Origin of the sequence: Aeromonas sp. FDAARGOS 1408 (assembly GCF_019048665.1) — a bacterium.
GTDB classification, from domain to species: Bacteria; Pseudomonadota; Gammaproteobacteria; order Enterobacterales; family Aeromonadaceae; genus Aeromonas; species Aeromonas dhakensis.
Map to the genome: position 1 here is coordinate 3294903 of NZ_CP077394.1, position 24658 is coordinate 3319560.

At 63.2% G+C, this 24658-nt stretch carries 22 protein-coding genes; 11 read left to right on the forward strand and 11 right to left on the reverse strand.

All coding sequences use genetic code 11. The features are described from left to right. Window positions 1-7: 7 nt before the first annotated feature. The 5 genes from eno to rlmD all read right to left on the reverse strand — a co-directional run bounded on the left by eno (window position 8) and on the right by rlmD (window position 7858). Entirely contained in the window at window positions 8-1309 is a 1302-nt protein-coding gene (gene eno, locus I6L38_RS15110) for a phosphopyruvate hydratase (protein WP_043170418.1), read from the reverse strand. Between the two features lie 89 nt (window positions 1310-1398). Continuing rightward, a complete protein-coding gene (pyrG, locus tag I6L38_RS15115; RefSeq protein ID WP_005309423.1) occupies window positions 1399-3036 on the reverse strand; it encodes a glutamine hydrolyzing CTP synthase in 1638 nt (545 codons plus the stop codon). 141 nt (window positions 3037-3177) lie between these two features. Next, window positions 3178-3975: a nucleoside triphosphate pyrophosphohydrolase gene (gene mazG, locus I6L38_RS15120; RefSeq protein WP_043170420.1), complete on the reverse strand. Its 798-nt coding sequence runs from the start codon at window positions 3973-3975 to the stop codon at window positions 3178-3180. 82 nt (window positions 3976-4057) lie between these two features. Beyond that, window positions 4058-6271 (reverse strand): GTP diphosphokinase, encoded by a 2214-nt coding sequence (relA, locus tag I6L38_RS15125; RefSeq protein ID WP_043170422.1) that lies wholly within the window; start codon window positions 6269-6271, stop codon window positions 4058-4060. Between the two features lie 264 nt (window positions 6272-6535). Beyond that, a complete protein-coding gene (gene rlmD / locus I6L38_RS15130; RefSeq protein WP_216988682.1) occupies window positions 6536-7858 on the reverse strand; it encodes a 23S rRNA (uracil(1939)-C(5))-methyltransferase RlmD in 1323 nt (440 codons plus the stop codon). A gap of 153 nt (window positions 7859-8011) precedes the next feature. Between rlmD and barA the strand changes: the two genes are divergently transcribed. The 3 genes from barA (at window position 8012) to I6L38_RS15145 (ending at window position 12177) form a co-directional block, all read left to right on the forward strand. Then, window positions 8012-10723: a two-component sensor histidine kinase BarA gene (gene barA, locus I6L38_RS15135; RefSeq protein WP_024941396.1), complete on the forward strand. Its 2712-nt coding sequence runs from the start codon at window positions 8012-8014 to the stop codon at window positions 10721-10723. 71 nt (window positions 10724-10794) lie between these two features. Continuing rightward, window positions 10795-11274: a DUF1456 family protein gene (locus I6L38_RS15140; RefSeq protein ID WP_005309414.1), complete on the forward strand. Its 480-nt coding sequence runs from the start codon at window positions 10795-10797 to the stop codon at window positions 11272-11274. A gap of 3 nt (window positions 11275-11277) precedes the next feature. Beyond that, window positions 11278-12177 (forward strand): N-acetylmuramoyl-L-alanine amidase, encoded by a 900-nt coding sequence (locus tag I6L38_RS15145; RefSeq protein WP_043170424.1) that lies wholly within the window; start codon window positions 11278-11280, stop codon window positions 12175-12177. A 68-nt stretch (window positions 12178-12245) separates the two neighbouring features. Here I6L38_RS15145 and I6L38_RS15150 read toward each other — a convergent pair whose 3' ends face one another. Continuing rightward, entirely contained in the window at window positions 12246-13043 is a 798-nt protein-coding gene (locus I6L38_RS15150) for a DeoR family transcriptional regulator (protein WP_005309410.1), read from the reverse strand. 272 nt (window positions 13044-13315) lie between these two features. Between I6L38_RS15150 and kbaZ the strand changes: the two genes are divergently transcribed. From kbaZ to I6L38_RS15190, 8 genes are read left to right on the forward strand one after another with little or no spacing between them, the layout of a single operon-like run. Further along, a complete protein-coding gene (kbaZ, locus tag I6L38_RS15155; protein ID WP_043170426.1) occupies window positions 13316-14629 on the forward strand; it encodes a tagatose-bisphosphate aldolase subunit KbaZ in 1314 nt (437 codons plus the stop codon). A 12-nt stretch (window positions 14630-14641) separates the two neighbouring features. Further along, window positions 14642-15811: an SIS domain-containing protein gene (locus tag I6L38_RS15160; RefSeq protein ID WP_017780936.1), complete on the forward strand. Its 1170-nt coding sequence runs from the start codon at window positions 14642-14644 to the stop codon at window positions 15809-15811. Next, window positions 15811-16284, forward strand: coding sequence for a PTS N-acetylgalactosamine transporter subunit IIB (agaV, locus tag I6L38_RS15165; RefSeq protein ID WP_005309404.1), 474 nt, complete (start codon window positions 15811-15813; stop codon window positions 16282-16284). Before I6L38_RS15160 ends, agaV begins: the two co-directional genes overlap by 1 nt. Before the next feature lie 15 nt (window positions 16285-16299). Continuing rightward, window positions 16300-17076: a PTS N-acetylgalactosamine transporter subunit IIC gene (gene agaW / locus I6L38_RS15170; RefSeq protein WP_011704758.1), complete on the forward strand. Its 777-nt coding sequence runs from the start codon at window positions 16300-16302 to the stop codon at window positions 17074-17076. Further along, entirely contained in the window at window positions 17066-17944 is an 879-nt protein-coding gene (gene agaE, locus I6L38_RS15175; protein ID WP_025202194.1) for a PTS N-acetylgalactosamine transporter subunit IID, read from the forward strand. The genes agaW and agaE overlap by 11 nt, the downstream gene beginning before the upstream one ends. 46 nt (window positions 17945-17990) lie before the next feature. Next, the gene (gene agaF / locus I6L38_RS15180) at window positions 17991-18425 is read left to right on the forward strand and encodes a PTS galactosamine/N-acetylgalactosamine transporter subunit IIA (RefSeq protein ID WP_043170428.1); all 435 of its coding nucleotides are present in this window, start codon (window positions 17991-17993) and stop codon (window positions 18423-18425) included. Further along, window positions 18426-19625, forward strand: coding sequence for an N-acetylglucosamine-6-phosphate deacetylase (gene nagA / locus I6L38_RS15185; protein ID WP_043170430.1), 1200 nt, complete (start codon window positions 18426-18428; stop codon window positions 19623-19625). Continuing rightward, on the forward strand, window positions 19616-20470 hold the full coding sequence (locus tag I6L38_RS15190) for a tagatose bisphosphate family class II aldolase (RefSeq protein WP_005309394.1): 855 nt from the start codon (window positions 19616-19618) through the stop codon (window positions 20468-20470). Before nagA ends, I6L38_RS15190 begins: the two co-directional genes overlap by 10 nt. 119 nt (window positions 20471-20589) lie before the next feature. Here the strand turns inward: I6L38_RS15190 and pdxJ are convergent, their stop codons facing one another. The 5 genes from pdxJ to lepB all read right to left on the reverse strand — a co-directional run bounded on the left by pdxJ (window position 20590) and on the right by lepB (window position 24658). Continuing rightward, window positions 20590-21327, reverse strand: a complete 738-nt coding sequence (pdxJ, locus tag I6L38_RS15195) for a pyridoxine 5'-phosphate synthase (protein ID WP_017786468.1) — start codon at window positions 21325-21327, stop codon at window positions 20590-20592. 128 nt (window positions 21328-21455) lie between these two features. Next, on the reverse strand, window positions 21456-22166 hold the full coding sequence (gene recO, locus I6L38_RS15200) for a DNA repair protein RecO (protein ID WP_017779322.1): 711 nt from the start codon (window positions 22164-22166) through the stop codon (window positions 21456-21458). Beyond that, window positions 22167-23066 carry a GTPase Era gene (gene era, locus I6L38_RS15205; RefSeq protein WP_005309385.1) on the reverse strand — a complete coding sequence of 300 codons (900 nt, stop codon included), beginning with the start codon at window positions 23064-23066 and terminating at the stop codon, window positions 22167-22169. Next, complete coding sequence (rnc, locus tag I6L38_RS15210) at window positions 23063-23734, reverse strand: ribonuclease III (RefSeq protein WP_005309383.1); 672 nt, start codon at window positions 23732-23734, stop codon at window positions 23063-23065. The genes era and rnc overlap by 4 nt, the downstream gene beginning before the upstream one ends. After that, on the reverse strand, window positions 23735-24658 hold the full coding sequence (lepB, locus tag I6L38_RS15215; RefSeq protein ID WP_005309381.1) for a signal peptidase I: 924 nt from the start codon (window positions 24656-24658) through the stop codon (window positions 23735-23737).

Here is a 24658-nt window from a genome sequence, read left to right on the forward strand (position 1 = left end):
GCGACGATTAAGCCTGGTTCTTCACTTCTTTCAGACCGCGGAACGGAGCCTTGGCACCCAGGGCTTCTTCGATGCGGATCAGCTGGTTGTACTTGGCAACACGGTCAGAACGGCTCATGGAACCGGTCTTGATCTGGCCAGCAGCGGTACCAACGGCCAGATCGGCGATGGTCGCGTCTTCGGTCTCACCGGAGCGGTGGGAGATGACGGCAGTGTAGCCAGCGTCTTTGGCCATCTTGATGGCAGCCAGAGTTTCGGTCAGGGAACCGATCTGGTTGAACTTGATCAGGATGGAGTTGGCGATGCCGTTGTCGATACCGCGCTTCAGGATCTTGGTGTTGGTTACGAACAGGTCGTCACCCACGATCTGGATTTTCTTGCCCAGTTTCTGGGTCTGGTAGGCGAAGCCTTCCCAGTCAGATTCGTCCAGGCCGTCTTCGATGGAGACGATCGGGAACTTGGCAGTCAGCTCTTCCAGGAAGTCGGAGAAACCGTTGGAGGTGAAGACACGGCCTTCGCCTTTCAGGTTGTACTCTTTCTTCTCTGCGTCGTAGAACTCGGAAGCAGCGCAGTCCATGGCCAGGGTCACGTCGGTGCCCAGCTTGTAACCGGCAGCAGCAACGGCTTCGGCGATCACTTCCAGCGCTTCGGCGTTGGATTTCAGGTTCGGAGCGAAACCACCTTCGTCACCAACTGCAGTGTTGTAGCCCTTGGACTTCAGCACTTTGGCCAGGTTGTGGAACACTTCGGCGCCCATGCGAACGGCTTCTTTCAGGGTCTTGGCGCCAACCGGCTGGATCATGAACTCCTGGATGTCGACGTTGTTGTCGGCGTGCTCACCACCGTTGATGATGTTCATCATGGGCAGCGGCATGGAGTAGATACCCGGGGTGCCGTTCAGCTCGGCGATGTGGGCGTACAGCGGCATGCCTTTGGCAGCAGCGGCAGCTTTGGCGTTGGCCAGGGAAACAGCCAGGATGGCGTTGGCGCCGAACTTGGATTTGTTCTCGGTACCGTCGAGGTCGATCATGATCTGGTCGACAGTGGCCTGGTCCTTGGCATCTTTACCCAGCAGCGCTTGAGCGATCGGGCCGTTGACGGCTTCGAGAGCTTTCAGCACGCCTTTACCCAGGAAACGGCTCTTATCGCCGTCACGCAGTTCCAGCGCTTCGCGGGAACCGGTGGACGCGCCAGACGGAGCGGCTGCCATACCAACAAAACCACCTTCCAGGTGAACTTCGGCCTCAACGGTCGGGTTACCACGGGAGTCGATGATTTCACGACCGATCACTTTAACGATCTTGGACATGTGTATTTCCTCAGGTTTCGTAAAAAAACAACAAAAATATGCCAAAAAAAGCGGCTGTGGCACAGGGCCCCAACCGCATTTATTTTCAATTACTTCAGATTACGCTTCTGATACTCGCCCGCCGCCTTCACAAAACCGGCGAACAGGGCGTGGCCATCACGAGGAGTCGAGGTGAACTCCGGGTGGAACTGCGCGGCCACGAACCAGGGGTGATCCGGGATCTCGATGATTTCCACCAACTTCTTGTCGGCGGAGAGACCGGTCACTTTCAGGCCCGCTGCTTCGATCTGCGGCAGCAGCTTGTTGTTCACTTCATAACGGTGACGGTGGCGCTCGTAAATGGTCGGGCTGCCGTACATCTGACGCACCTTGGAATCTTCCACCAGGTGGCAGAGCTGGGAACCCAGACGCATGGTGCCGCCCAGATCGGACTTCTCGGTCCGGGTCTCGACGTTGCCTTCGTCATCCACCCACTCGGTGATGAGACCCACTACCGGGTAGGCGCAATCTTTCTTGAATTCGGAGGAGTGAGCCCCGGCCATGCCGGCCACGTTGCGGGCGAATTCGATCATCGCAACCTGCATACCGAGACAGATGCCGAGATACGGGATCTTGTTCTCGCGGGCATACTGGGCCGCCAGGATCTTGCCTTCCACGCCGCGCTCACCGAAGCCACCCGGCACCAGGATTGCGTCCAGACCTTCCAGCAGCTCGGCGCCACGGGTCTCGATGTCCTGGGAATCGATGTACTTGATGTTGACGGAGAGACGGGTCTTCAGACCGCCGTGCTTGAGCGCCTCGTTGACGGACTTGTAGGCATCCGGCAGGGAGACGTACTTGCCTACCATGCCGATGGTCACTTCTGCAGTCGGGTTGGCCTCTTCATAGATGACCTGTTCCCACTCGGCCAGATCGGCCTCCTTGCACTCGATGCCGAAGCGCTCGGTGATGTAGGAGTCCAGGTTCTGGGATTTCAGCAGCGCCGGGATCTTGTAGATGGAGTCGACGTCCTTCATGGAGATGACGGCACGCTCCGGCACGTTGCAGAACAGGGCGATCTTGGCACGTTCGTTGGCCGGAATGGCGCGGTCGGAACGGCAGATCAGCACATCCGGCTGGATACCGATGGAGAGCAGCTCCTTCACGGAGTGCTGGGTCGGCTTGGTCTTCACTTCGCCGGCGGCGGCCAGATAAGGTACCAGGGTCAGGTGCATGAACATGGCGTTGTTGCGACCCACTTCGGCAGCCAGCTGACGAATGGCTTCGAGGAACGGCAGGGACTCGATGTCGCCCACGGTACCGCCCACTTCGACGATGGCAACCTGATGGCCTTCGGCACCGGCAATCACCCGCTCTTTAATGGCGTTGGTGATGTGCGGGATCACCTGAATGGTGGCGCCCAGATAGTCGCCGCGGCGCTCTTTGCGCAGCACGTCGGCATAGATGCGACCGGTGGTGAAGTTGTTGCGGCGGGTCATCTTGGTGCGGATGAAACGCTCGTAGTGGCCCAAGTCCAGATCGGTCTCGGCCCCGTCCTCGGTTACGAACACTTCACCGTGCTGGGTCGGGCTCATGGTGCCCGGATCCACGTTGATATAGGGGTCCAGTTTCATGATGGTCACATCCAGACCACGGGCTTCCAGAATGGCTGCCAGAGAAGCTGCGGCAATGCCTTTGCCGAGGGATGAAACAACGCCACCAGTTACAAAAATATATTTTGTCGTCATGCTGAACCTGAAAGAAGTTTAGGGAATTTTAAGGGGTGCTTCGGGGATGAAGCAGGACGGGGAAACAGTATACCAAAACCCCCTCTCCCAAACAATGAACAAAAATCTATCAGGCTCCCGGCGCCCCCATCTTGCGCCAAATCAACTTTGTTCGGTTTCCTTGGCCTTGACCCAGGCGGCATCCAGCTTCTCGAGGCTGCAGTCGGTCATTTTCAGCCCTTCCGCGGCGATAAACTGTTCAACCTGACGAAAGCGGCGTTCGAACTTGGCGTTGGCGCCCCGCAGCACCTGCTCCGGATCCTTGCCGAGATGACGCACCAGATTGACGGTGGCAAACAGCAGATCGCCGAGTTCGTCGCTCACCCGTTCTTCATCCACGTCGGCCATCAGCGCCTCTTCCATCACCTCGTCGATCTCCTCGTGGATCTTGTCTACCACAGGGCCAAGCGTCTTCCAGTCAAAACCGACGGTGGCGCAGCGCTTCTGGATCTTAGCGGCGCGGGTCAGGGCCGGCAGCGAGAGGGGGATGTCGTCAAGCACGCTCTCTTTGTCGAGTGCCGCCCGCTCCCTGGCCTTTTCCGCCTCCCAGTTCACCTTCACCGCCTGCTCGTCACCGAGGTCGGCATCGGAGAAGACATGGGGGTGGCGACGAATGAGCTTCTCGCTCACCGTGTCGACGATGTCGGCAAAGTCGAACAGCCCCTGCTCCTTGCCAAGCTGGGCATAGAACACCACCTGGAACAGCAGATCCCCCAGCTCCCCTTTCAGCCCCTGCCAATCTTCGGTCTCGATGGCGTCGGCTACCTCATAGGCCTCCTCCAGGGTGTGCGGCACTATGGTCTGGAAGCTCTGCTTGAGATCCCAGGGGCAGCCCCCGTTCGGGTCGCGCAGTTTGGCCATGATGGCGAGCAGTTGGGGCAGGTCGTAACGTTGGGACATGGGATGTTCGCTTTTCTTGATGCTACCGGGAGAAAACAGTGACCGACCTGGCGGTCGGTCACGAGTGCAGTGTTGCGTACGATCAGAGGCGCTTGGCGCTGATCACGTCGTTGAGCTGGCTGAGCTTGGCCAACGCCCGGTTGAAGGCGTTGATGTTGTAAATCTCCAGCTCCATGTCGATCTCGGCGGTCTGCTCGCGCACGTTGGAGCGTGAGCGCACCCCCATCACGTTGATCTTCTCGTTGGCGAGTACGGTCGTGATGTCGCGCAGCAGGCCGGATCTGTCGTTGGAGAGGATGCGGATGGTGAGACCGTAACCGCCGGAGTAGTTCTCCCCCCATACCGCGTCGATCAACCGCTCCGGGTTGCGGCGCGACAGCTCTTTGAGTTGCTCGCAATCCTCCCGGTGGATGGATACGCCGCGGCCCATGGTGATGAAGCCCTGGATGGCATCCCCGGGGATCGGCTGGCAACAGCGGGCGATGTGGGTCATCAGGTTGCCGACCCCTTCCACGACTATGTGATCCTTGGGCTTGTGGCGGAACGGCGCGTTGGCCTTCTGCTCCAGTTTCTCCAGCAGGCGGCGATCTTCCTCCTCCGCCGTCGGCTTGTTGTAGCAGGTGTCCAGGTAGTTGATCACCTGGTTGATGCGGATGTCGCCGCTGCCGATGCCGGCCAGCAGATCGTCGGTACTCTCCAGATTGAAGCGGCGCAGCATGTTGCCCTTGTCGATCTTGGCCATGCTGAGGTTGTGGCGATCCAGCTCCTTGTCGAACAGCTCGCGCCCGGCGACGATGTTCTTGTCCCGATCCAGCTTTCTGAACCAGGTGGCCACCTTGGCCCGCGCCCGGCTGGAGCGCAGGAAGCCTGAGTTGGGGTTCATCCAGTCGCGACTCGGGTTCGGCTCTTTCTGGGTGATCACCTCGACCTGATCACCGGTCTGCAGCGCATAGGTGAACGGCACGATGCGGCCGTCGATCTTGGCGCCGATGCAGCGGTGGCCGATCATGCTGTGGACGTGATAGGCAAAGTCGAGGGGCGTAGCCCCCGCCGGCAGGTCGATGACATCCCCTTTCGGAGTGAACACATAGACCCTGTCCTCGAACACCTGACTGCGCAGATCCTCGAGCAGGGAGCCGCTCTCGGAGAGATCCTCCTGCCAGGCGAGCAGCTTGCGCAGCCACTCGATCTTGTCTTCGAAGTTGTTGGCCTTGCCGCCGGCCTGAGCCCCTTCTTTGTAGCGCCAGTGGGCCGCCACACCGAGCTCGGCATCCTGGTGCATCTGGTCGGTACGGATCTGGATCTCCACCGTCTTGCCCTCGGGCCCCACCACCACGGTATGGATGGACTGGTAGCCGTTGGGTTTGGGGTTGGCGACATAGTCGTCAAACTCGCGGGGAATGTGGTGGAAGTGGGTGTGAACGATGCCGAGCGCCGCATAGCAATCCTGCAGCCGCTTGGTCACCACCCGCACCGCACGCACGTCGAACAGCTCGTTGAATTCGAGGTGCTTCTTCTGCATCTTGCGCCAAATGCTGTAGATGTGTTTCGGCCGGCCGTAGACTTCGGCCTCGACTCCCGCCTCTTTAAGGGCATCACGCAGGGACTGCACGAACTCGCGAATGTAGAGCTCCCGATCGAGGCGCTTCTCGTCGAGCTGTTTGGCGATCTGCTTGTAGGTATCCGGGTGCAGATAGCGGAAGGCGAGATCCTCGAGCTCCCACTTGAGCTGACCGATGCCGAGCCGGTTGGCCAGCGGGGCATAGATGTTGGTGATCTCCTGGGCCATCAGCACCCGGGTCTCTTCATCCGCCTTTTTAGCCTCCCGCAGGCAGGCGATCCGCTCCGCCAGCTTGATCACCACGGCGCGCACATCCTCGACCATGGCGAGCAGCATGCGCCGCACGTTGTCGACCTGCTCCGGCGAGGTTTCGCTGCGGTGCAGGGTCTGCAGGGAGCGGATGGCCTCCATCTCCAGCACCCCTTCCACCAGCTTGGCGATCTTGGAACCGAAGTCCTCGTCCATCCGCTCCTGGCTGATGAGACCGGCTTCGACGAAGGGGTAGATGATGGCGGCCTTGAGGGTGCCGAGATCCATGCTGAGCATCAGCAGGATGCCCACCATCTCGACCCCGCGCACCAGCAGCCGGTTGGTGAGCGCTTCGTCACCGAGCGTCAGACAGTACTGGTAGACGGTTCGCAGCTGATCCTTGTCACTGTCACTCAGGGTGAGCGAGCTGACCCACTCCTCCAGGGTGAAGTTGTCTTTCAAATGAATATCGCGAACCGCAACCATGGTATCAATCCTTTAAATTATTGGGCTGAAGGCTGTCGCCCTCTCCCCTCATGAGATTGCCTCAAATGGGGATCTGCGGAGAATTTTTCAAGGCATATTGTCAAGAAAAACAATAGAGTTCTCCGTCAGGCCCTGCCGATTTACAAGGGTCTAGATTACCCCAATCATGCCTGCCCAGACAGCGTTATGGACGCCACCATCGTCAGCTGACGGCGGCCCTTTCATGGCACCGCCACCACGTCCGTTTTGCCCATCACCGTCCGTCTATTTGCGCTCGAACAGCGCCATGGACTCCAGGTGGCCGGTGTGCGGGAACATGTCGAGCATGCCGAGGCGCACCAGCCGATAGCCCCCTTTCACCAGCACCTGGCTGTCGCGCGCCAGGGTGACCGGATTACAGGAAACGTAGACCACCCGTCTGGGTGAAAGTTTCACGACGTGCTCCATCACCTCGAACGCTCCGGGACGGGCCGGATCCAGCAGCACCAGATCGAACCCTTCCCGCGCCCAGGACATGCCGGCGATGTCGCCGCTCAGGTCCGCCTTGTAGAAACGTGCGTTCTCGATGCCGTTGCGGCGGGCGTTCTCTTCGGCACGGGCCACCATGGCCAGCTCCCCTTCCACCCCCACCACTTCGCGGGCCTGACGGGCCAGCGGCAGGGTGAAGTTGCCGATGCCGCAGAACAGATCGAGCACCTTGTCATCCTTGCCCGCCTCGAGCCAGTTCAGTGCCTGCTCCACCATGCGCTGGTTGACCGGCGCGTTGACCTGAATGAAGTCACCGGGAGCGAATGCAAGAGACAGGCCATCCAGCGAGTAGGAGGGGGCAAACTGCTGGTGCAGCGGCTCAATCTGCTCGTCGGCCGCCTGTAGATAGAGATCGATCCCCTGCGTCTTGGCAAATTCGATCAGCTGCGCCCGATCCGCCTCGGTCGGCCGGCCGGTATGGCGCAGCAGCATCAGGATCCCCTGCTCGGCCTGGATAAGCTCCGCATGGCCCAGCTCGCGCTGGCTCTTGAGGCGGTTGAGGCATTCGCGCAGCGGACTGATCAGTGCGGAGAGCGGTTCAGCCAGCACGGGGCAGCCACTGATCTCCACCAGATCGTTCGACTGGCGACGACGAAAGCCCACCCGGGTGCAGCGGCCGTTCTTGTCGAACTTGATGGCCAACCGGCAGACCCGGCGATAGGCGTGGGACTCCCCGCCCAGCACGGGCTCGAGCGCCGGGGGCTGGATGTTGCCGAGCCGCTCGAACAGGCTGACCAGGCCGGCCTCCTTGGTGGCGCGCTGATCCCCTTCGGCCAGGTGCTGGGCGCTGCAGCCGCCACACTCGCGGTAGTGGCTGCAGAAGGGGGCGATGCGATTGGCCGCCGGGGTCACCACCTGTTGCAGGGCTGCGTGGGCATACTGCTTCTTGTCTTCGAGGATGCGGGCCTTGACCTGCTCACCGGGCAGCGCCCCTTCGATGAAGATCGCTTTGCCCTGATGGCGGCCGATACCGACGCAGTGGTGATCCAGGCTGTCTACCGTAAATTCAATACGTTGGGGCTGGGTGGATTTCTTTTGGGGCTTGAAAAACTGGGCCATAAAACTTGGTGCCTATAGGTGGCTATGTCATGATTGTGGAATCTGCAGCAGGCTATTGTCCCACAAGAATAATAGTATGACCAAATACGGCCTGTGGGCCCGCACCCGCTCGTTTACGCCATTGCCAACCCTGCTCTTCGGGGGATCATCCGCATGACCAAATACGGCCTTCGGGCGCGTGTGCTGGCCTTTACCATCTTGCCGACCCTGATCATCGGCGGCCTGATGGCCGGCTATTTCACCTTCCACCGCTATCAGCAGCTGGAAAACAACCTGATCGATCAGGGCATCAACATCATAGAGCCGCTGGCCATCGCCAGCGAATACGGCATGACCCAGCACAGCCGCGAATCACTCAAGCGGCTGATCGGCCTCACCCACCGCAAGAACTCGCCGCTCATCAAGTCCATCGCCGTCTTCACCCAGGACAACCAGCTGTTCGTGACGTCCAACTACCACAGGGACTTCACCCGGCTGCGGCTGCCGGACGGCAGCCAGATCCCCGAGCTCACCAGCGTCACCCTCTATGGCGACGACATCATCTTGCGCACCCCGATCCAGGCCGAGACCAGCATGGACGGCTTCCCGCTGCCAAGCGACGTGGAGCCGCCGATGATCGGCTACATCTCCATGCAGATGACCACAGACCGGGCCATGATCCTGCAATACCGCGACACCTTCTTCGCGGTAATCATGGTGCTCATCGGCATCGCCTTCAGCACCCTGTTCGGCTTTCGGCTGGTCAAGAGCGTGACCCAGCCCATCACCGACATGGTGCAGGCGGTGCACAAGATCAGGGAGGGGCGGCTCGACACCCGGGTCAGCGGTCAGCTCACCGGCGAGCTGGACATGCTGAAAAACGGCATCAACGCCATGGCCAAGGCGCTCTCGGAATACCACGAGGAGATGCAGCAGAACATCGATCAGGCCACCTCCGACTTGCGCGAGACGCTGGAGCAGATCGAGATCCAGAACGTCGAGCTCGACATGGCCAAGAAGCGGGCGCAGGAGGCGGCGCGGGTCAAGTCGGAGTTCCTCGCCAACATGTCCCACGAGCTGCGCACCCCGCTCAACGGGGTCATCGGCTTTACCCGCCAGCTGCTCAAGACCAGCCTGACCCCGAGCCAGACCGACTACATGCAGACCATCGAGAAGTCGGCCCGCAACCTGCTCGGCATCATCAACGACATCCTCGACTTCTCCAAGCTGGAGGCCGGCAAGCTACAGCTGGAGCACATCCCCTTCAGCCTGCGCGACACCCTCAACGAGACCATGCACCTGCTCGGCCCCAGCGCCCACGACAAGCAGCTGGAGCTCTCCCTGCAGGTGGATGCCGAGGTGCCGGACTACCTCACCGGCGACCCCATGCGCCTGCAGCAGGTGCTGACCAACCTCACCGGCAACGCCATCAAGTTCACCGAGCGCGGCAACGTGGATGTGCGCATCGAGCAGACCGGCAGCCTCAGCGGCAACAAGGTGCGGCTCAATGTGCTGATCCGCGACACCGGCATCGGCATCTCGGAAGAGCAGCAGCGCCAGCTGTTCCAGGCCTTCAACCAGGCCGACTCCTCCATCTCCCGCCGCTATGGCGGCACCGGCCTGGGCCTCGTCATCACCCAGAAGCTGGTGCAGCAGATGGGGGGGCAGATCCGCTTCGAATCGGAACTTGGCAAGGGATCAGTCTTCTCCTTCAGCCTGGATCTGGAGGTCTCCCCCCTGCCCCAGACCGACCGGTTGCCGCTGGATCGCATCCAGGGCAAGCGGGTCTGGCTGCTGGAGCCGGATCCCTTCAGCCACTCCGCCATCTGCGCCCTGCTGGCGGAGTGGCAGTTGCAGGTGCACTCCCTGACCGGCGACGACCCCTGGCCCGAGATGAGCAGCCAGGACATGGTGATCATCGGCAGCGGTACCCAGCACAGCCCGCAGCAGGTGGTAGCGCGCCTCGACGGGCTGGATGGCCAGCAGAACACCATAGTGCTGCTCAGCAGCCACGAGCCTTCGCTCTACGAGGCCATGCTGGCCCACGGTGCCCAGCACTGCCTCTCCAAACCCATCAACCATCGCAAGCTGCTGCACGCCCTGCTCTCCCCCGAGGCGGCGCGCAGCGCCCCGCTGCCAGAGCCCTCCCCGCGCAGCGTGCAGGAGATCAAGGTGCTGGCGGTGGACGACAACGCCGCCAACCTCAAGCTCATCGCCGCCATGCTCAAGGAGATGGTGAGCCAGGTGGTGGTGTGCAAGAACGGCAAGGAGGCGGTCAGACTGGCCCAGAGCCAGCCGTTCGACATCATCTTCATGGATATCCAGATGCCGATCATGGACGGCATCAGCGCCACCCAGGCTATTCGCAGCCAGTCCCTCAACACCGAGACGCCCATAGTCGCGGTCACCGCCCACGCCATTCCCGGCGAGCGGGAGCGGCTGATCCGCCAGGGCATGGACGACTATCTGGCCAAGCCCATCGACGAGGCCATGCTGGCCAAGCTCATCACCGACTTCGCCCATCGTCGCCACCAGAATCACGCCAGCCAGCAGATCGACTGGTCGCTGGCGGTGCGCCAGGCGGCGGGCAAGCTGGATCTCGCCAAGGAGATGCTGACCATGCTGATGACCAGTTTCGACGAGGTGGATCCGGTGCTGGAGGCGGCGCTCGCCGGCCAGGTGGAGGACAGCGAGGTGCTGGCCCAGCTCCACCGCCTCAACGGCGGCTGCGCCTACTCGGGGGTGCCTCGCCTGCAGCGGCTGCTCTCCCAGCTGGAGCAGCAGTTGCGCGACGGGGTGGCGGTGGCCGAACTCGAGCCCGAGTTGCTGGAGCTGCAGGATGCGATGGAGCAGGTGCGCCAGGAGGCCCCCCGCTACCTCGCCTGACCCGGTGGCCCGCTTTTTCTGACGCGGGCCCCGTCAGATGGTAAAGTTGCGCCGTTTCCACAGGAGTCGACATGACCAACAACGATATTTTGCGCCGCCTGCGCTACGCCCTCAGCATCAGCAACGACCAGATGGTCGACATGTTCGCCAAGGGCAACCTGACCGTCACCCACGCCCAGCTGCACGGCTGGCTGATGAAAGAGGCAGAAGAGGGTGAAGTGCAGGAGGCTGGCTTTGCCGCCTGCCCGGATTCGGCCCTGAGCCAGTTCCTCGACGGCCTGATCCTGGTGCGCCGTGGCGCGCGGGAAGATGCACCGCCCCAGGTGATCCCGAACCGGATCAACAACAACATGATCCTGCGCAAGCTGCGCATCGGCCTCAACTTCAAGGAAGAGGAGATGCTCGCCACCCTCAAGCTGGCGAACTTCAACCTCTCCAAGTCCGAGCTGAGCGCCCTGTTCCGCTCACGGGACCACAAGCACTACCAGGATTGCGGGGATCAGATCCTGCGCAACTTCCTCATCGGCCTCACCGCCAAGTATCGCGGCTGAACCATGGGCCGGCGTCTGCGCTCACCATCATCCCGCCTGCTGGCGGTGGGTGGGTGCCGTCGGCCATGGGGCACCTGTCGGCACTGGTATGCCCTCTGCCTCACCCTGCTGCTGAGCGCCTGTCAGCCCGCCCCCTATCGGCTCAACAACGACCATCAGAGCGCCAGCCAGAACGAGCGCATCGCCTTTCTGATCCTGCACTACACGGATGAAGACGATGAGCGTTCCCTGCGCCTGCTGACAGAGCCGGCCCATCAGGTGAGCGCCCACTACCTGATCCCGCGCGATACCCATGAGCGGCCACTGCCGGTCTACCAGCTGGTGCCCGACAACCGGCGCGCCTGGCATGCCGGCCGCAGCCGCTGGCACCAGTATACGGGGCTCAATGCCAGCTCTCTTGGTATCGAGATCGTCAACCTCGGCTACCCGCCACAAGATGAGCTGCTGCCCGCCCACCAGCGGCGCTGGCAACCCTACACCCGGGCACAGATAGCCGCCCTCGGCGCCCTCACCCGCGAGCTGGTCGAGCGCTACCAGATCCCCCCCACCCAGGTGCTGGCCCACAGCGACGTCGCCCCCGAGCGCAAGCAGGATCCCGGTCCCCACTTCCCCTGGCGCGAGCTGGCCCTGCACTACGGGGTGGGCGCCTGGCCCGATGAGACCCGGCTGGCCGAGCTGCGCCAGCAGCCGGCGCCGGCCTGGGATGCCCTCGGCTGGCAGCAACGGCTGGCCAGCTACGGCTATGGCGTAACCCCGAGCGGCAACTGGGACGAGCAGAGCCGCGCCGCCCTGCGCGCCTTTCAGCTCCACTTTCGGCCCGCCCTGGTCAGCGGTGAACCGGATGCCGAGAGCCAGGCCATCCTGACAGCCCTGCTCGAGCGTTACTTTCCCGCGCAACGCTGAGCTTCGCCCCGACCACGAAAGAGGGACGCCACGGCGTCCCTCTTTCGCATTCTCAGTCGATTGCCGGCTCAGGCCTCCACCAGCAGCACCTCTATCCCGGCCTGACGCAGACCGGCCAAGGTCTCCGCCGCAATGGCGTCGTCGGTGATCAGGGTGTGGATGCGCCGGGTATCGATGATCTTGTGCAGGCTCAGCCGGCCAAACTTGCTGGAGTCGGTCACGACGATGATCCGCTCGGCCACGTGGCACATGCAGCGGTTGAGCCTGGCCTCGTCTTCGTGATGGGTGCTGACGCCGCGCTCCAGATCGATGCCATCCACCCCGAGAAACAGCAGATCGAAGTGATAGTTCTGCAAGGAGAGATCCGCCTGGGCGCCGTAGAAGGAGAGCGACTTGCGGCGCAGGTGGCCCCCCGTCATCAGCAGCTCCACCCCTTCCGCCTCCAGCAGGGCATTCGCCACGTTCATGCCGTTGGTCATCACCACTATCTCCTGGTGATCGCGCAGGTGGCGTGCCACCTCCAGGGTGGTGGTGCCCGAGTCGAGAATGAGGCGACAACCCGGCTGCACCAGGCTCGCCGCCATGGCGCCGATGCGCTGTTTGACCGGGGTGTTGAGCACGCTCTTGTCGGCGATGGTGCGCTCGGCCACCGGCTGACCGGATTCGCACAGCAGGGCGCCGCCGTAGGCGCGCACCGCCACCCCCTGTTTCTCCAGAAATGCCAGATCGTTGCGGATGGTGACGGTGGAGACCTGATAGTGGCCGGCCAGCTCGTTGACCTGAACGCTGCCATTGCTGCGCAGCTGCTGAATGATGCGCTCCCGTCGCTCGCTGGTGCCGAGCACGCTCTTTTCGGTGATTTGCATAGTCTCTCTGCCGGAGTCCTGTGGTGAAAGTAGAGCTTTCACTTCGTTACGTTTCCCTATTAACACTCAGCCTCGATGGCAAATCAAGCTTTCATTGAATTGAAAAGTGCCATCAGACTCCCTGAAGCAGCGAAAACACTTTCGATTCATTTCTTTTTGTGATCTTGCTCAAGATGTGAACACGCTTTTATTTCGTTTCGAACGCCGTACGCCTAGGGTAAAGAAAGAAATCGAAAGCAACGCATCCTGTTCAGGCCAAGAGGAAGAGGGAAATGAAATCAATGCTGGATCTGGTCGCACAACACAAGCAGGGGGAACAGGTCGGGATCTACGCCGTCTGCTCCGCCCATCCGCTGGTACTGGAGGCGGCCCTGCGACTGGCGGCGCAAGGAGACCAGCTGCTGCTGGTCGAGGCCACTTCCAATCAGGTGGATCAATTTGGCGGCTACACCGGCATGACACCGGCCGATTTTCGCGACCTGCTGCACCGGCTCGCCGCCGAGTGCCGCTTTCCCGTGCAGCGGCTGGTACTGGGTGGGGATCACCTCGGCCCCAACCGCTGGCAGAGCGAGCCCGCCGAACAGGCCATGGCCCACGCCGAGGATCTCGTCGCCAGCTATGTCGCGGCCGGCTTCAAGAAGATCCACCTCGACTGCAGCATGTCCTGCCAGGGGGATCCGGTGCCGCTGACCGACGAACTGGTGGCGGTGCGCGCCGCCCGGCTGGCAAGCGTGGCCGAGCAGACCGCCACAGAGCAGTTTGGCCACAGCGACCTGGTCTATGTGATTGGCACCGAAGTGCCGGTACCGGGCGGTGCCCACGAAGAGCTGGCCGAGCTGGCGGTCACCACGCCGGAGGCGGCGCACCACACCCTGGCCGCCCACCAGCAGGCCTTCGAGCAGGCCGGACTGGCCCAGCTCTGGCCGCGGGTGATCGGTCTAGTGGTGCAGCCCGGCGTGGAGTTCGACCACACCCACGTCATCGACTACCGCCCCGAGCGGGCCGCCCCCTTGAGCCGGATGATCGAGGCCTATCCCCATCTGGTGTTCGAGGCCCACTCCACCGATTACCAGACCCCGGATGCCTACCACCAGCTGGTGCGCGATCACTTCGCCATCCTCAAGGTCGGCCCCGCCCTCACCTTCGCCCTGCGCGAGGCACTGTTTGCCCTCGCCGCCATCGAGGAGGAGCTGGTGGTGGCCAAGGCCTGCTCGGGCCTGCGCCAGGTGCTGGAAGAGACCATGCTGGATCGCCCCGACTTCTGGCGCAGCCACTATCAGGGCAGCCCCAACGAGTGCCGGCTGGCCCGCGGCTACAGCTACTCCGATCGCATTCGCTACTACTGGCCCGACAGCCGGGTCGATGAGTGCTACGCCCGGTTGCTGGCCAACCTGGCCGCCGAACCCATTCCCCTGCCGCTGCTCAGCCAGCACCTGCCGCTGCAATACCGCAAGGTGCGCCAGGGCACGCTGTCGCCCCGGGTGCACGACCTCATTCTCGATCAGGTGCAGGAGGTGCTGCGCCAATACGCGGCGGCCTGCAGCGCCGTCCCCGCCAGCCACTCCCGGCTGACCCCGGTTGTATAAGGAGTTGTAGAGATGATCCTTGGTTATCCAGAAGAGACGCTGCGGTCGGCCAACGGCCTGGCCACCGCCCGTGAAATTCGCCAGCAACCCGCCACCTGGCGGGAGACCCTCACCATGGTGGAGGAGTGCCGCGCCACCATTGAACGCTTCCTGCTGCCCCTGCTGTCACGGGGCAACCTGCGGGTGATCCTGACCGGAGCCGGCACCTCCGCCTTTGCCGGCCGCGCCCTCGCCCCCTATCTCAGTGCCCGCCTCAACGGCCGCTTCGAGGCGATCGCCACCACCGACATCGTCACCGATCCGGGCGAATACCTGGCACAGGACTGCCCGACCCTGCTCATCTCCTTCGCCCGCTCCGGCAACAGCCCGGAGAGCGTGGCGGCGGTGGAGCTGGCCAGCCAGCTGCTGAGCGAGTGCCACCACCTGGTGCTGACCTGCAACGGCGAGGGGGAGCTCTATCGCCGCTGTCAGAAGGATGCCCGCTCCCTGGCGCTGCTGATGCCGCCCCAGACCCACGACCGCAGTTTTGCCATGACCAGCAGCCTGACCAGCATGATGCTGAGCTGTCTGGCGGTGTTCCTGCCGCGCCAATTCAACCCGATCGCCAGCCAGCCGCTCATCGCGCTGGGGGACGCCATCCTGCCCCAGGCCGAGCTGAAGGTGCCCGAGTGGGATCGACCGTTGCCGGAGCGGGTCATCTACCTTGGCAGCGGCAGTCTGCAGGGGGTAGCCCAGGAGGCGGCTCTCAAGCTGCTGGAGCTCACCGCCGGCCAGGTGATGGCCATGCACGACTCCCCTACCGGCTTTCGCCACGGGCCCAAGTCGGCCATCAATCGGCAGACCCTGATCGTGCTGATGGTGTCCAACGATCCCTATACCCGCCAGTACGACCTGGACCTGCTCGGCGAGTTGCGCCAGGACGGCCATGCCGCCCGGGTGGTCGCCCTGGCCGACCGGCCGGATCCGCTCATCAGCGCCGGCGAACACATCTATCTGCCCACCCCCCTCAACGGTGACGACGCCGAGCTGGCGCTCTGCTACCTGCTCTACGCCCAGTACTACGCCTTCCACACCGCGCTGGTGCTGGGCATCACCCCGGACAATCCCTGCCCGAGCGGGCGGGTCAACCGGGTCGTGCAGGGGGTCAATATCTATCCGTTCAACCAGCAAGGAGGCGTCTGATGCCGAACATAGTGCTGAGCCGTATCGACGAGCGCCTGATCCACGGTCAGGTCGGCGTGCAATGGGTCGGCTTCGCCGGCGCCAATCTGGTGCTGGTAGCCAACGACGAAGTCGCAGAGGACCCCATCCAGCAGAACCTGATGGAGATGGTGCTGGCGGAGGGCATCGCAGTGCGCTTCTGGCCACTGCAGAAGGTGATCGACAACATCGGCAAGGCCGCCGATCGCCAGAAGATCCTGCTGGTGTGCAAGAGTCCGGCGGACTTTCGCACCCTGGTGGAGGGCGGGGTGCCCATCCCCCGCATCAACGTCGGCAACATGCACTACGCCGACGGCAAGCGTCAGATCCACAAGACGGTATCGGTGGACGAGTCGGACATAGCGGCGTTTCGCGCCCTGCAGGACGCCCACGTCGCCTGCTTTGTCCAGGGGGTGCCGACCGAACCGGCACAGGACATTTTCAACCTCATCTGATTAAGGACAATTGTGATGGAAATCAGTTTGTTGCAAGGGCTCTTGCTGGGCATGCTGGCGTTCTTCGCCGGGCTTGACCTGTTCAACGGCCTGACCCACTTCCACCGGCCCGTGGTACTGGGCCCGCTGGTGGGCCTGATCCTCGGCGACCTTCCCACCGGCATTCTGGTGGGCGGCACCCTGGAGCTGGTCTGGATGGGGCTGGCCCCGCTAGCGGGAGCGCAACCGCCCAACGTCATCATCGGCACCATAGTCGGCGCCACCTTCGCCATCACCACCGGGGTCAAGCCGGATGTGGCGGTCGGGGTCGCGGTACCGTTCGCGGTGGCGGTCCAGATGGGGATCACCTTCCTCTTCTCGGTGATGTCGGGGGTCATGTCCCGCTGTGACCGGATGGCGGAACAGGGGGATGTGCGCGGCATCGAGCGGGTCAACTACCTGGCGCTGCTGGCGCTGGGCTCCTTCTACTTCCTGTGCGCCTTCCTGCCCACCTACTTCGGGGCCGAACACGCCAAGACCGCCATCGACGTGCTGCCCGCCCGTCTCATCGACGGCCTCGGCGTCGCCGGCGGCATCATGCCCGCCATCGGCTTCGCCGTGCTGCTCAAGATCATGATGAAGAACGTCTACATCCCCTACTTCATCCTCGGTTTCGTCGCCGCCGCCTGGCTCAAGCTGCCGGTGCTGGCCATCGCCGCGGCCGCCCTGGCCATGGCTCTGATCGATTTCATGCGCAAGGACCCGGCGCCACAAGCCCGCCCCATCCAGGAGGAAACTGAAGATGGCATCTAACAACACCGCCACCCGGCTGGCCCAGGCGGCCGAGCCGCAACCGACCCGCACCGTCTCCGACGACGTCTACGAAGATCAGCAACTGGGGGCCGAGCTGACCCGCCAGGACATCAACCGCTTCGCCTGGAGATCCCTGCTGCTGCAGGCCTCCTTCAACTACGAGCGGATGCAGGCCTCCGGCTGGCTCTACGGCCTGCTGCCGGCGCTGCAGAAGATCCACACCAACCCGCGGGATCTCTCCCGGGCGATGAAGGGGCATATGGGCTTTTTCAACACCCACCCCTTCCTGGTCACCTTCGTGATGGGGATAGTGCTGGCGATGGAGCGCTCCAAGCAGAACGTCAACAGCATCCAGAGCACCAAGATCGCGGTTGGCGCACCGCTCGGCGGGATCGGTGATGCCATGTTCTGGCTCACCCTGCTGCCCATCTGCGGCGGCATCGGCGCCGACCTGGCCCTGCAGGGTTCCATCATGGGGGCTGTGGTCTTCTTCCTGCTGTTCAACCTGGTGCACTTCGGCCTGCGCTTCGGGCTGGCGCACTACGCCTACCGCATGGGGGTGGCCGCCATTCCGCTCATCAAGGCCAACACCCGCAAGGTGGGCCATGCCGCCTCCATCGTCGGCATGACGGTGATCGGCGCCCTGGTCGCCACCTATGTGCGGCTCGGCACAACCCTGGAGATCACCGCCGGCGATGCGGTGGTAAAGCTGCAGGCGGACGTGCTTGACAAGCTGATGCCCGCCTTCCTGCCGCTGCTCTACACCTTGGCCATGTATGGGCTGATCCGCCGCGGCTGGAGCCCGCTGCGCCTCATCGTCATCACGGTCGTACTCGGCATCGTCGGCAAGTTTGCAGGCTTCCTCTAATCCGGTGCCGGCACCAGGCCGGCCCTTTGCTGTAAAGGAACAGGTTATGTTGGGCATCATCATTTGCGGACACGGCGGCTTCGCCAGCGGCATGGAACAGGCCATGTTGCAGATCCTCGGCGAGCAGGAGGCGGTGGTCGCCATCGACTTTCCCGAGTCTTCCACCACGGCCCTGCTGCAGGATCAGTGCGAAACCGCCCTGACTCAGGTGGAACGAGGGGATGGGGTGGTCTTTCTGACCGACCTGCTGGGGGGAACCCCGTTTCGGGTCGCCTCCACCCTGGCTCTGCACCAACCCGGGCGGGAGGTGGTCACCGGCACCAATCTGCAGCTGCTGCTGGAGATGGTGATGGAGCGCGGCGAGCTGACCCCGTCCCAGTTTCGTGAACAGGCGCTGTGCTGTGGTCATCGCGGCCTCACCAGCCTGGTGGACGAGCTGGCGCGCGAGCGGGCCGAGACCCTGGCCGAGGAGGGGATCTAGATGGCAGAGCGGATCCGCGCCCGCCGCCTGCTGACCGAGCAGGGCTGGCAGGAACATCAGGTACTGACCCATGAAGGGGGCATCATCACCGCCATCGGCCCCATCCCGGCCAACGACCCGGTGCGGGAGGTCGAGCTGCTGGTGCCCGCCCTCATCGATGGCCATGTTCACGGCGGGGCCGGCGTCGACGTGATGGATGAGGCGGCCGACGCCCTGGCCCGCCTCTCCCTTGCCAAGGCGGCAGAAGGGGTGGGCGCCTTCCTCGCCACCACGGTCACAGCCCCGCTGCCCGCCATCCTCAGCACCCTGGGTCGCATCGCCGATGCCATGGCGAGCCCCCAGCCGGGCGCGCAACTGCTCGGCAGCTATCTGGAGGGGCCCTACTTCACCCCGGATAACAAAGGGGCCCATGACCCGGCCCTGTTCCGGGAGCTGGATCTGGCGGAGCTCGACCAGCTGCAACAGGTGGCGCGAGGCACCCTGAAGGTGGTCGCCCTCGCCCCCGAGAAGGGCGGGGCGCTGGCCGCCATCCGTCATCTCAAGCAGGCCGGCATCCGGGTGATGCTGGGTCACTCCGCCGCCGACCACGACACCACCATGGCGGCGCTGGCGGCGGGGGCCTCCGGGCTGGTGCACTGCTTCAACGGCATGCGCGGCCTGCACCACAGAGAACCCGGCATGGTCGGCGCAGGCCTGGTGCATCCCGGTGCCTGGCTGGAGCTCATCGCCGACGGCCACCACGTCCATCCGAGCGTGCTCAGACTCTGTCACTGCTGCGCCAGGGATCGCCTGCTGCTCATCACGGATGCCATGCGCGCCGCCGGCATGCCGGACGGTCACTACCTGCTCGGCGACTACCGGGTGGAGATGAAGGACGGGGTGGTGCGCACCGACACCGGCGGCCTGGCGGGCAGCACCCTCACGCTGCTCGGCGCCGTGCGCAACATGGTGCAGCTGGCCGGCGTGCCGCTGGAGGAGGCCATCCGCATGGCTTCGTTGGCACCGGCCAGGATGCAGGGGGTGGAACATCGCCTCGGCTCGCTGGCCGTCGGCAAGCAGGCCAACCTACTCGCCCTGACCGCGGAGCTCAATCAACAACATATCTGGGTGGCCGGCCGGGAGATCCTCCCCGCCCCTGCCCCTCTCTCTTTCCCTGAAGCTGGTGCCCCTCTGGGTGCCAAGGAGTCCTCATGTATCTGATCTCGTCCCACGAAATGCTTAAAGATGCCCAGCGCCGCGGCTATGCGGTGCCCGCCTTCAACATCCACAACCTGGAGACCGTCGAGGTGGTGGCCCGCACCGCCGCCAAACTGAACTCCCCGGTGATCCTGGCCGCCACGCCGGGTACCTACCGCCACGCCGGGGTCGAGTACCTGGTCTCCATCTGCGCCTCAGCTGCCCATCAGTACCGCATCCCGCTGGTACTGCATCTGGACCACCACGAGGACGAGCAGGATATCCACTACAAGGTCGAAGCCGGCATCCACTCCGCCATGATCGACGCCTCCCACCTGCCGTTCGAGGAGAACGTCGCCAAGGTGCAGCGGGTCGTCACCTTCTGCCACCGCATGGGGGCAAGCGTGGAGGCCGAGCTGGGCCAGCTCGGCGGCCAGGAGGATGACCTCATCGTGGACGCCGCCAACGCCCATCTGACCGACCCGGACAAGGCGGCCGAGTTCGTGGCGCGCACCGGCATCGACTCCCTGGCCGTCGCCATCGGTACGGCCCACGGCCTCTACAAGGAGGAGCCGCGCCTCGACTTCGAGCGCCTCGCCGCCATCCGGGCCAGGGTAGCGGTGCCGCTGGTGCTGCACGGCGCCTCCGGCATTCCCGACCGGGACGTGCGCCGCTGCATCGAGCTCGGGGTGTGCAAGGTCAACGTGGCCACCGAACTCAAGATCGCCTTCTCCGACGCCATGAAGGCGTTCCTGGCCTCCCACCCCGACGCCAGCGACCCGCGCCAGTATCTGGTGCCCGCCATGGCCGCCATGGAGGAGGTGGTCGCCGCCAAGATCCGCATGTGTATGAGCGACGGCAAACTCTGAACATCGCAGAAGGCAGTGCAAGTCTGACCGCCACCGACCTTTCCATCATACCGCAACAAAAAGGGACGCCGTGGCGTCCCTTTTTCTTCGTGTCGCGAGGCCCAACCCCTGCCGACAGATCAGATCCCCTGACGGGCTTCCTGCATCAGCAGGCGCATGTCGCTGACCGCCTTGGCCAGGCCGTCGAAGGCGGCGCGGCCGATGATGGCGTGACCAATGTTGAGCTCATAGAGCTCGGGGATGGCGGCGATGGCCTTGACGTTGTGGTAGTGCAGGCCGTGGCCGGCATTGACCTTCAAGCCCTTGCCGGCGGCATAGGAGGCACCGGCGGCGATGCGCTTGAACTCGGCGTTACGCTCGGCATCCGTGGTGGCATCGGCGTAGCGACCGGTGTGGATCTCGATGAAGGGAGCACCGCTCGCGGCGGCCGCATCGATCTGGATGGGGTCGGCATCGATGAAGAGCGACACCTGGGCACCGACGGCGGCCAGACGGGTCACCGCATCGGTCACCTTGTCCAGCTGGCCGGCCACATCCAGGCCACCCTCCGTGGTCACCTCGGTGCGCTTCTCCGGCACCAGGCAGACGAAGTGAGGCTTGATACGGCAGGCGATGCCGATCATCTCCTCGGTCACCGCCATCTCCAGGTTCATCCTGGTCTGGATGGTCTGGCGCAGGATCTCCACGTCACGGTCGGTGATGTGGCGGCGATCTTCCCGCAGGTGCACCGTGATGCCATCGGCACCGGCCTGCTCGGCCACGAAGGCGGCCTGTACCGGATCCGGATACTGGGTGCCCCGGGCATTGCGCAGGGTGGCGATGTGATCGATGTTCACACCCAGATAGATTTCGCTCATTGACGACTCCTTGAAGCTCTTCACTGTTAACTGTGCAGCTGCCGCCTTGGCGCCAGCGCCGATATCCGTATGTCACGTGGGGGGTTGCAGGTTGCAACCCGCGGCAGAGGCACAAGGCCGGCAGGCGTTCAGCCCTGGCCTGCACCTCTGCGCTTTAAAAACAGCTCCCGGCTCTTCAACTGACGCCGTCCCAGATAGGGTTGCAGCGCCAGCCGGCTGAAACGCTTGGCCGCCTGCAACAGGGGGGGAGTATCGAAACGCCCCTCGGCAAAGGCCAGCAGGTGCGCGCCGAGAAACAGGGTACGGGGATCCGGCGCCCGCTCGCAAGCGACAAAGCCCAACTCCCGCTCGAAGCCGTAGAGCAGGGTTGGTTCAATTGGCGACTCGTCATCCGCCGTGTACTCGAAGTCCACCGCATAACCCAGCGCCTGCAACAGCAGGAACTCGAAGCGGCGCAGCGGCAGCTCCGGCGTCTCGCCGTCGGCCAGCGCCATGATGGCGCGGGCATAGGCATCGAACACCTCGGGGAAGGGGGTGTGCGCCTCCAGCAGGTAGTAGACCAGCTCGTTGAGATAGAGGCCGTAGAAGAGGCGATCGCCACCGAGGCGCAGGGAGTGATCCGGGCACTCGACCTGGGTGAGATTCTTGAGATCCCCCTTGCCACGCCAGGCGATGGTGAGCAGGGTAAAGGGTTGCAACAGCCCCTTCAGAGGCGAGCGTGGCCCGCGAGAACCGCGAGCCACCAGGGTAAAACGGCCACTATCCTGGGTGAAAACCTCGACCAGCTGGCTGGTCTCCCGATAGGGCCGACTGTGGATGACGAAAGCCGGGGTCAGCAATCAGTCGTCGCCATAGCCGAGACTGCGCAGGGCGCGCTCGTCGTCGGCCCAGCCGGACTTGACCTTGACCCACAGCTCCAGGTGCACCTTGTTCTGGAACAGCCGTTCCATGTCGATGCGGGCCTCGGTGCCGATGGTCTTGATCTTCTCGCCCTTGTTGCCGATGACCATCTTCTTCTGGCCTTCGCGCTCCACCAGGATCAGGCCGTGGATGTGGTAGAGACCGTTCTCTTCCACCTTGAAGCGCTCGATCTCCACCGTCACCGAGTAGGGCAGCTCCTCACCGGTGAAGCGCATCAGCTTCTCGCGGATGATTTCGGAGGCCATGAAGCGGGAGGAGCGGTCGGTCACGTAATCTTCCGGGAAGAAGTGGACGTTTTCCGGCAGCAGATCCTTGGCCCACTCGCGGATCTTCTCCACGTTGGTGCCCTTCTCGGCACTGATGGGCAGGATATGGGAGAAGTTCATCTGCTGGCCCAGCCACTCCAGGTGGGGCAGCAAATCCTCTTTCTCTTTGACGTTGTCGATCTTGTTGACCGCCAGCACCACGGGACACTTGAGGTTGCGCAGTTTGCCCAGCACCATCTCGTCGTCCTTGGTCCAGTGGGTGCCGTCGACCACGAACACCACCATGGCCACGTCCCCCAGCGAACTGGTGGCGGCGCGGTTCATCAGGCGGTTGATGGCCCGTTTCTCTTCAATGTGCAGACCCGGGGTATCCACGTAGATGGTCTGATAGTTCTCCTCGGTGTCGATCCCCAGGATCCGGTGACGGGTAGTCTGGGGCTTCTTCGAAGTGATGCTGACCTTCTGGCCAAGCAGCTTGTTGAGCAGGGTGGACTTGCCCACGTTGGGGCGGCCCACGATGGCGACAAAGCCGCAATAAGTGCTATCTGTCATGACAGTTTTTCCAATGCTTGCTGCGCCGCGGCCTGTTCGGCCTTGCGACGGCTGGTGCCGACCCCGACCAGCGGACCATCCAGACCTTCCACCTCACACTGGACGGTGAACTCCTGGTTGTGGGCCTCGCCCTTGACGTTGGTCACTGTGTAGGTCGGCAGGGATTTGCGGCTTCCCTGCAGAATTTCTTGCAGACGGGTCTTGGGATCCTTCTGCTCTATGCCCGGCTTGATCTCGTCCAGGCGACTGGCGTACCAGCCCAGCAGCAGCGTCCGTACCGTCTCAAGGTTGGTATCCAGATAGACGGCGCCGATCACCGCCTCGACCGTGTCGGCCAGAATGGATTCACGGCGAAAACCGCCGCTTTTCAGCTCGCCCGGCCCCAGGATCAGGTGATCCCCGAGGTCGAACTCCCGGCCCAGTTCGGCCAGGGTCTTCTCGCGTACCAGGGTGGCGCGCATCCGGCTGAGATCCCCTTCCGCCGCCTGCGGGAAGCGGTGGAACAGATCGTCGGCAATCACCAGACTCAAAATGGAGTCACCCAGAAATTCCAGTCGCTCGTTGTGACGGGAGCCGGCGCTGCGGTGAGTCAGCGCCCGGGTCAGCAGTTCTTGATCCTGAAAGACATGCCCGAGACGGGACTGCAGTCTGTTCATCTTGATATTCATTTACTTGATTCCGCCAATGCGGTTGAAGCGCACCCCTGTCGGTACCCAGCTCGGCAGCAGGGAGCCTTCTTCGCGCTCGAATTCAAAACTTATCCAGATAGCGACCGCCTTGCCCACCAGGTTCTGCTCGGGCACGAAGCCCCAGAAACGGCTGTCGGTACTGTTGTCACGGTTGTCCCCCATGACGAAGTACTGACCTTCCGGTACGACCCACTCGTCGGGGTAGGTGCCGGGCTGGCGGTAGTAACGGCCGACCATATCGGGCATCAGCGGGTTGCGCAGGGTCTCGTGAGACACCTCGCCCAGCTGCTCGGTATAGCGGTCAAGCGGGATCCCCATCTGGGTAAATTCACCCCTTTGTTCAAACTTGACGTCGAGCTTCTGGAAGCCCGGGCACGTTTTCCCTTCCTGCTCCTCGCACTTGGGCCGGATCATCAGCTCCTTGTTGCGATAGATGACCCGATCCCCCGGCATGCCGACTACGCGCTTGATGTAGTCCACCCGGGTATCCAGCGGATACTTGAACACCACCACGTCGCCGCGCTTGGGTTCACCGGTCTCAAGGAACTTGGTGTTGGTCACCGGATCCTTGAGGCCGTAGGCAAACTTCTCCACCAGGATGAAATCGCCCACCAGCAGGGTGGGCATCATGGAACCAGACGGGATCTGGAACGGTTCGAAGATGAAGGAGCGCAGGATCAGTACGAGGGTGATGACCGGGAAGACCCCGGCGGTCTGTTCGATCCAGACCGGCACGGGGGCCACCTTGGCCAGGGTTTTCTCGTCCAGATGGGCGCCGCCGTGGGCACGGGCCACGGCAATCTTGGCGGCCCGCTGCTTGGACCAGATCATCTTGTCCAGACACCAGATAACACCGGTGATCGCGCAGACCACCACCAGGATCAGGGAAAACGTGCTTGCCAT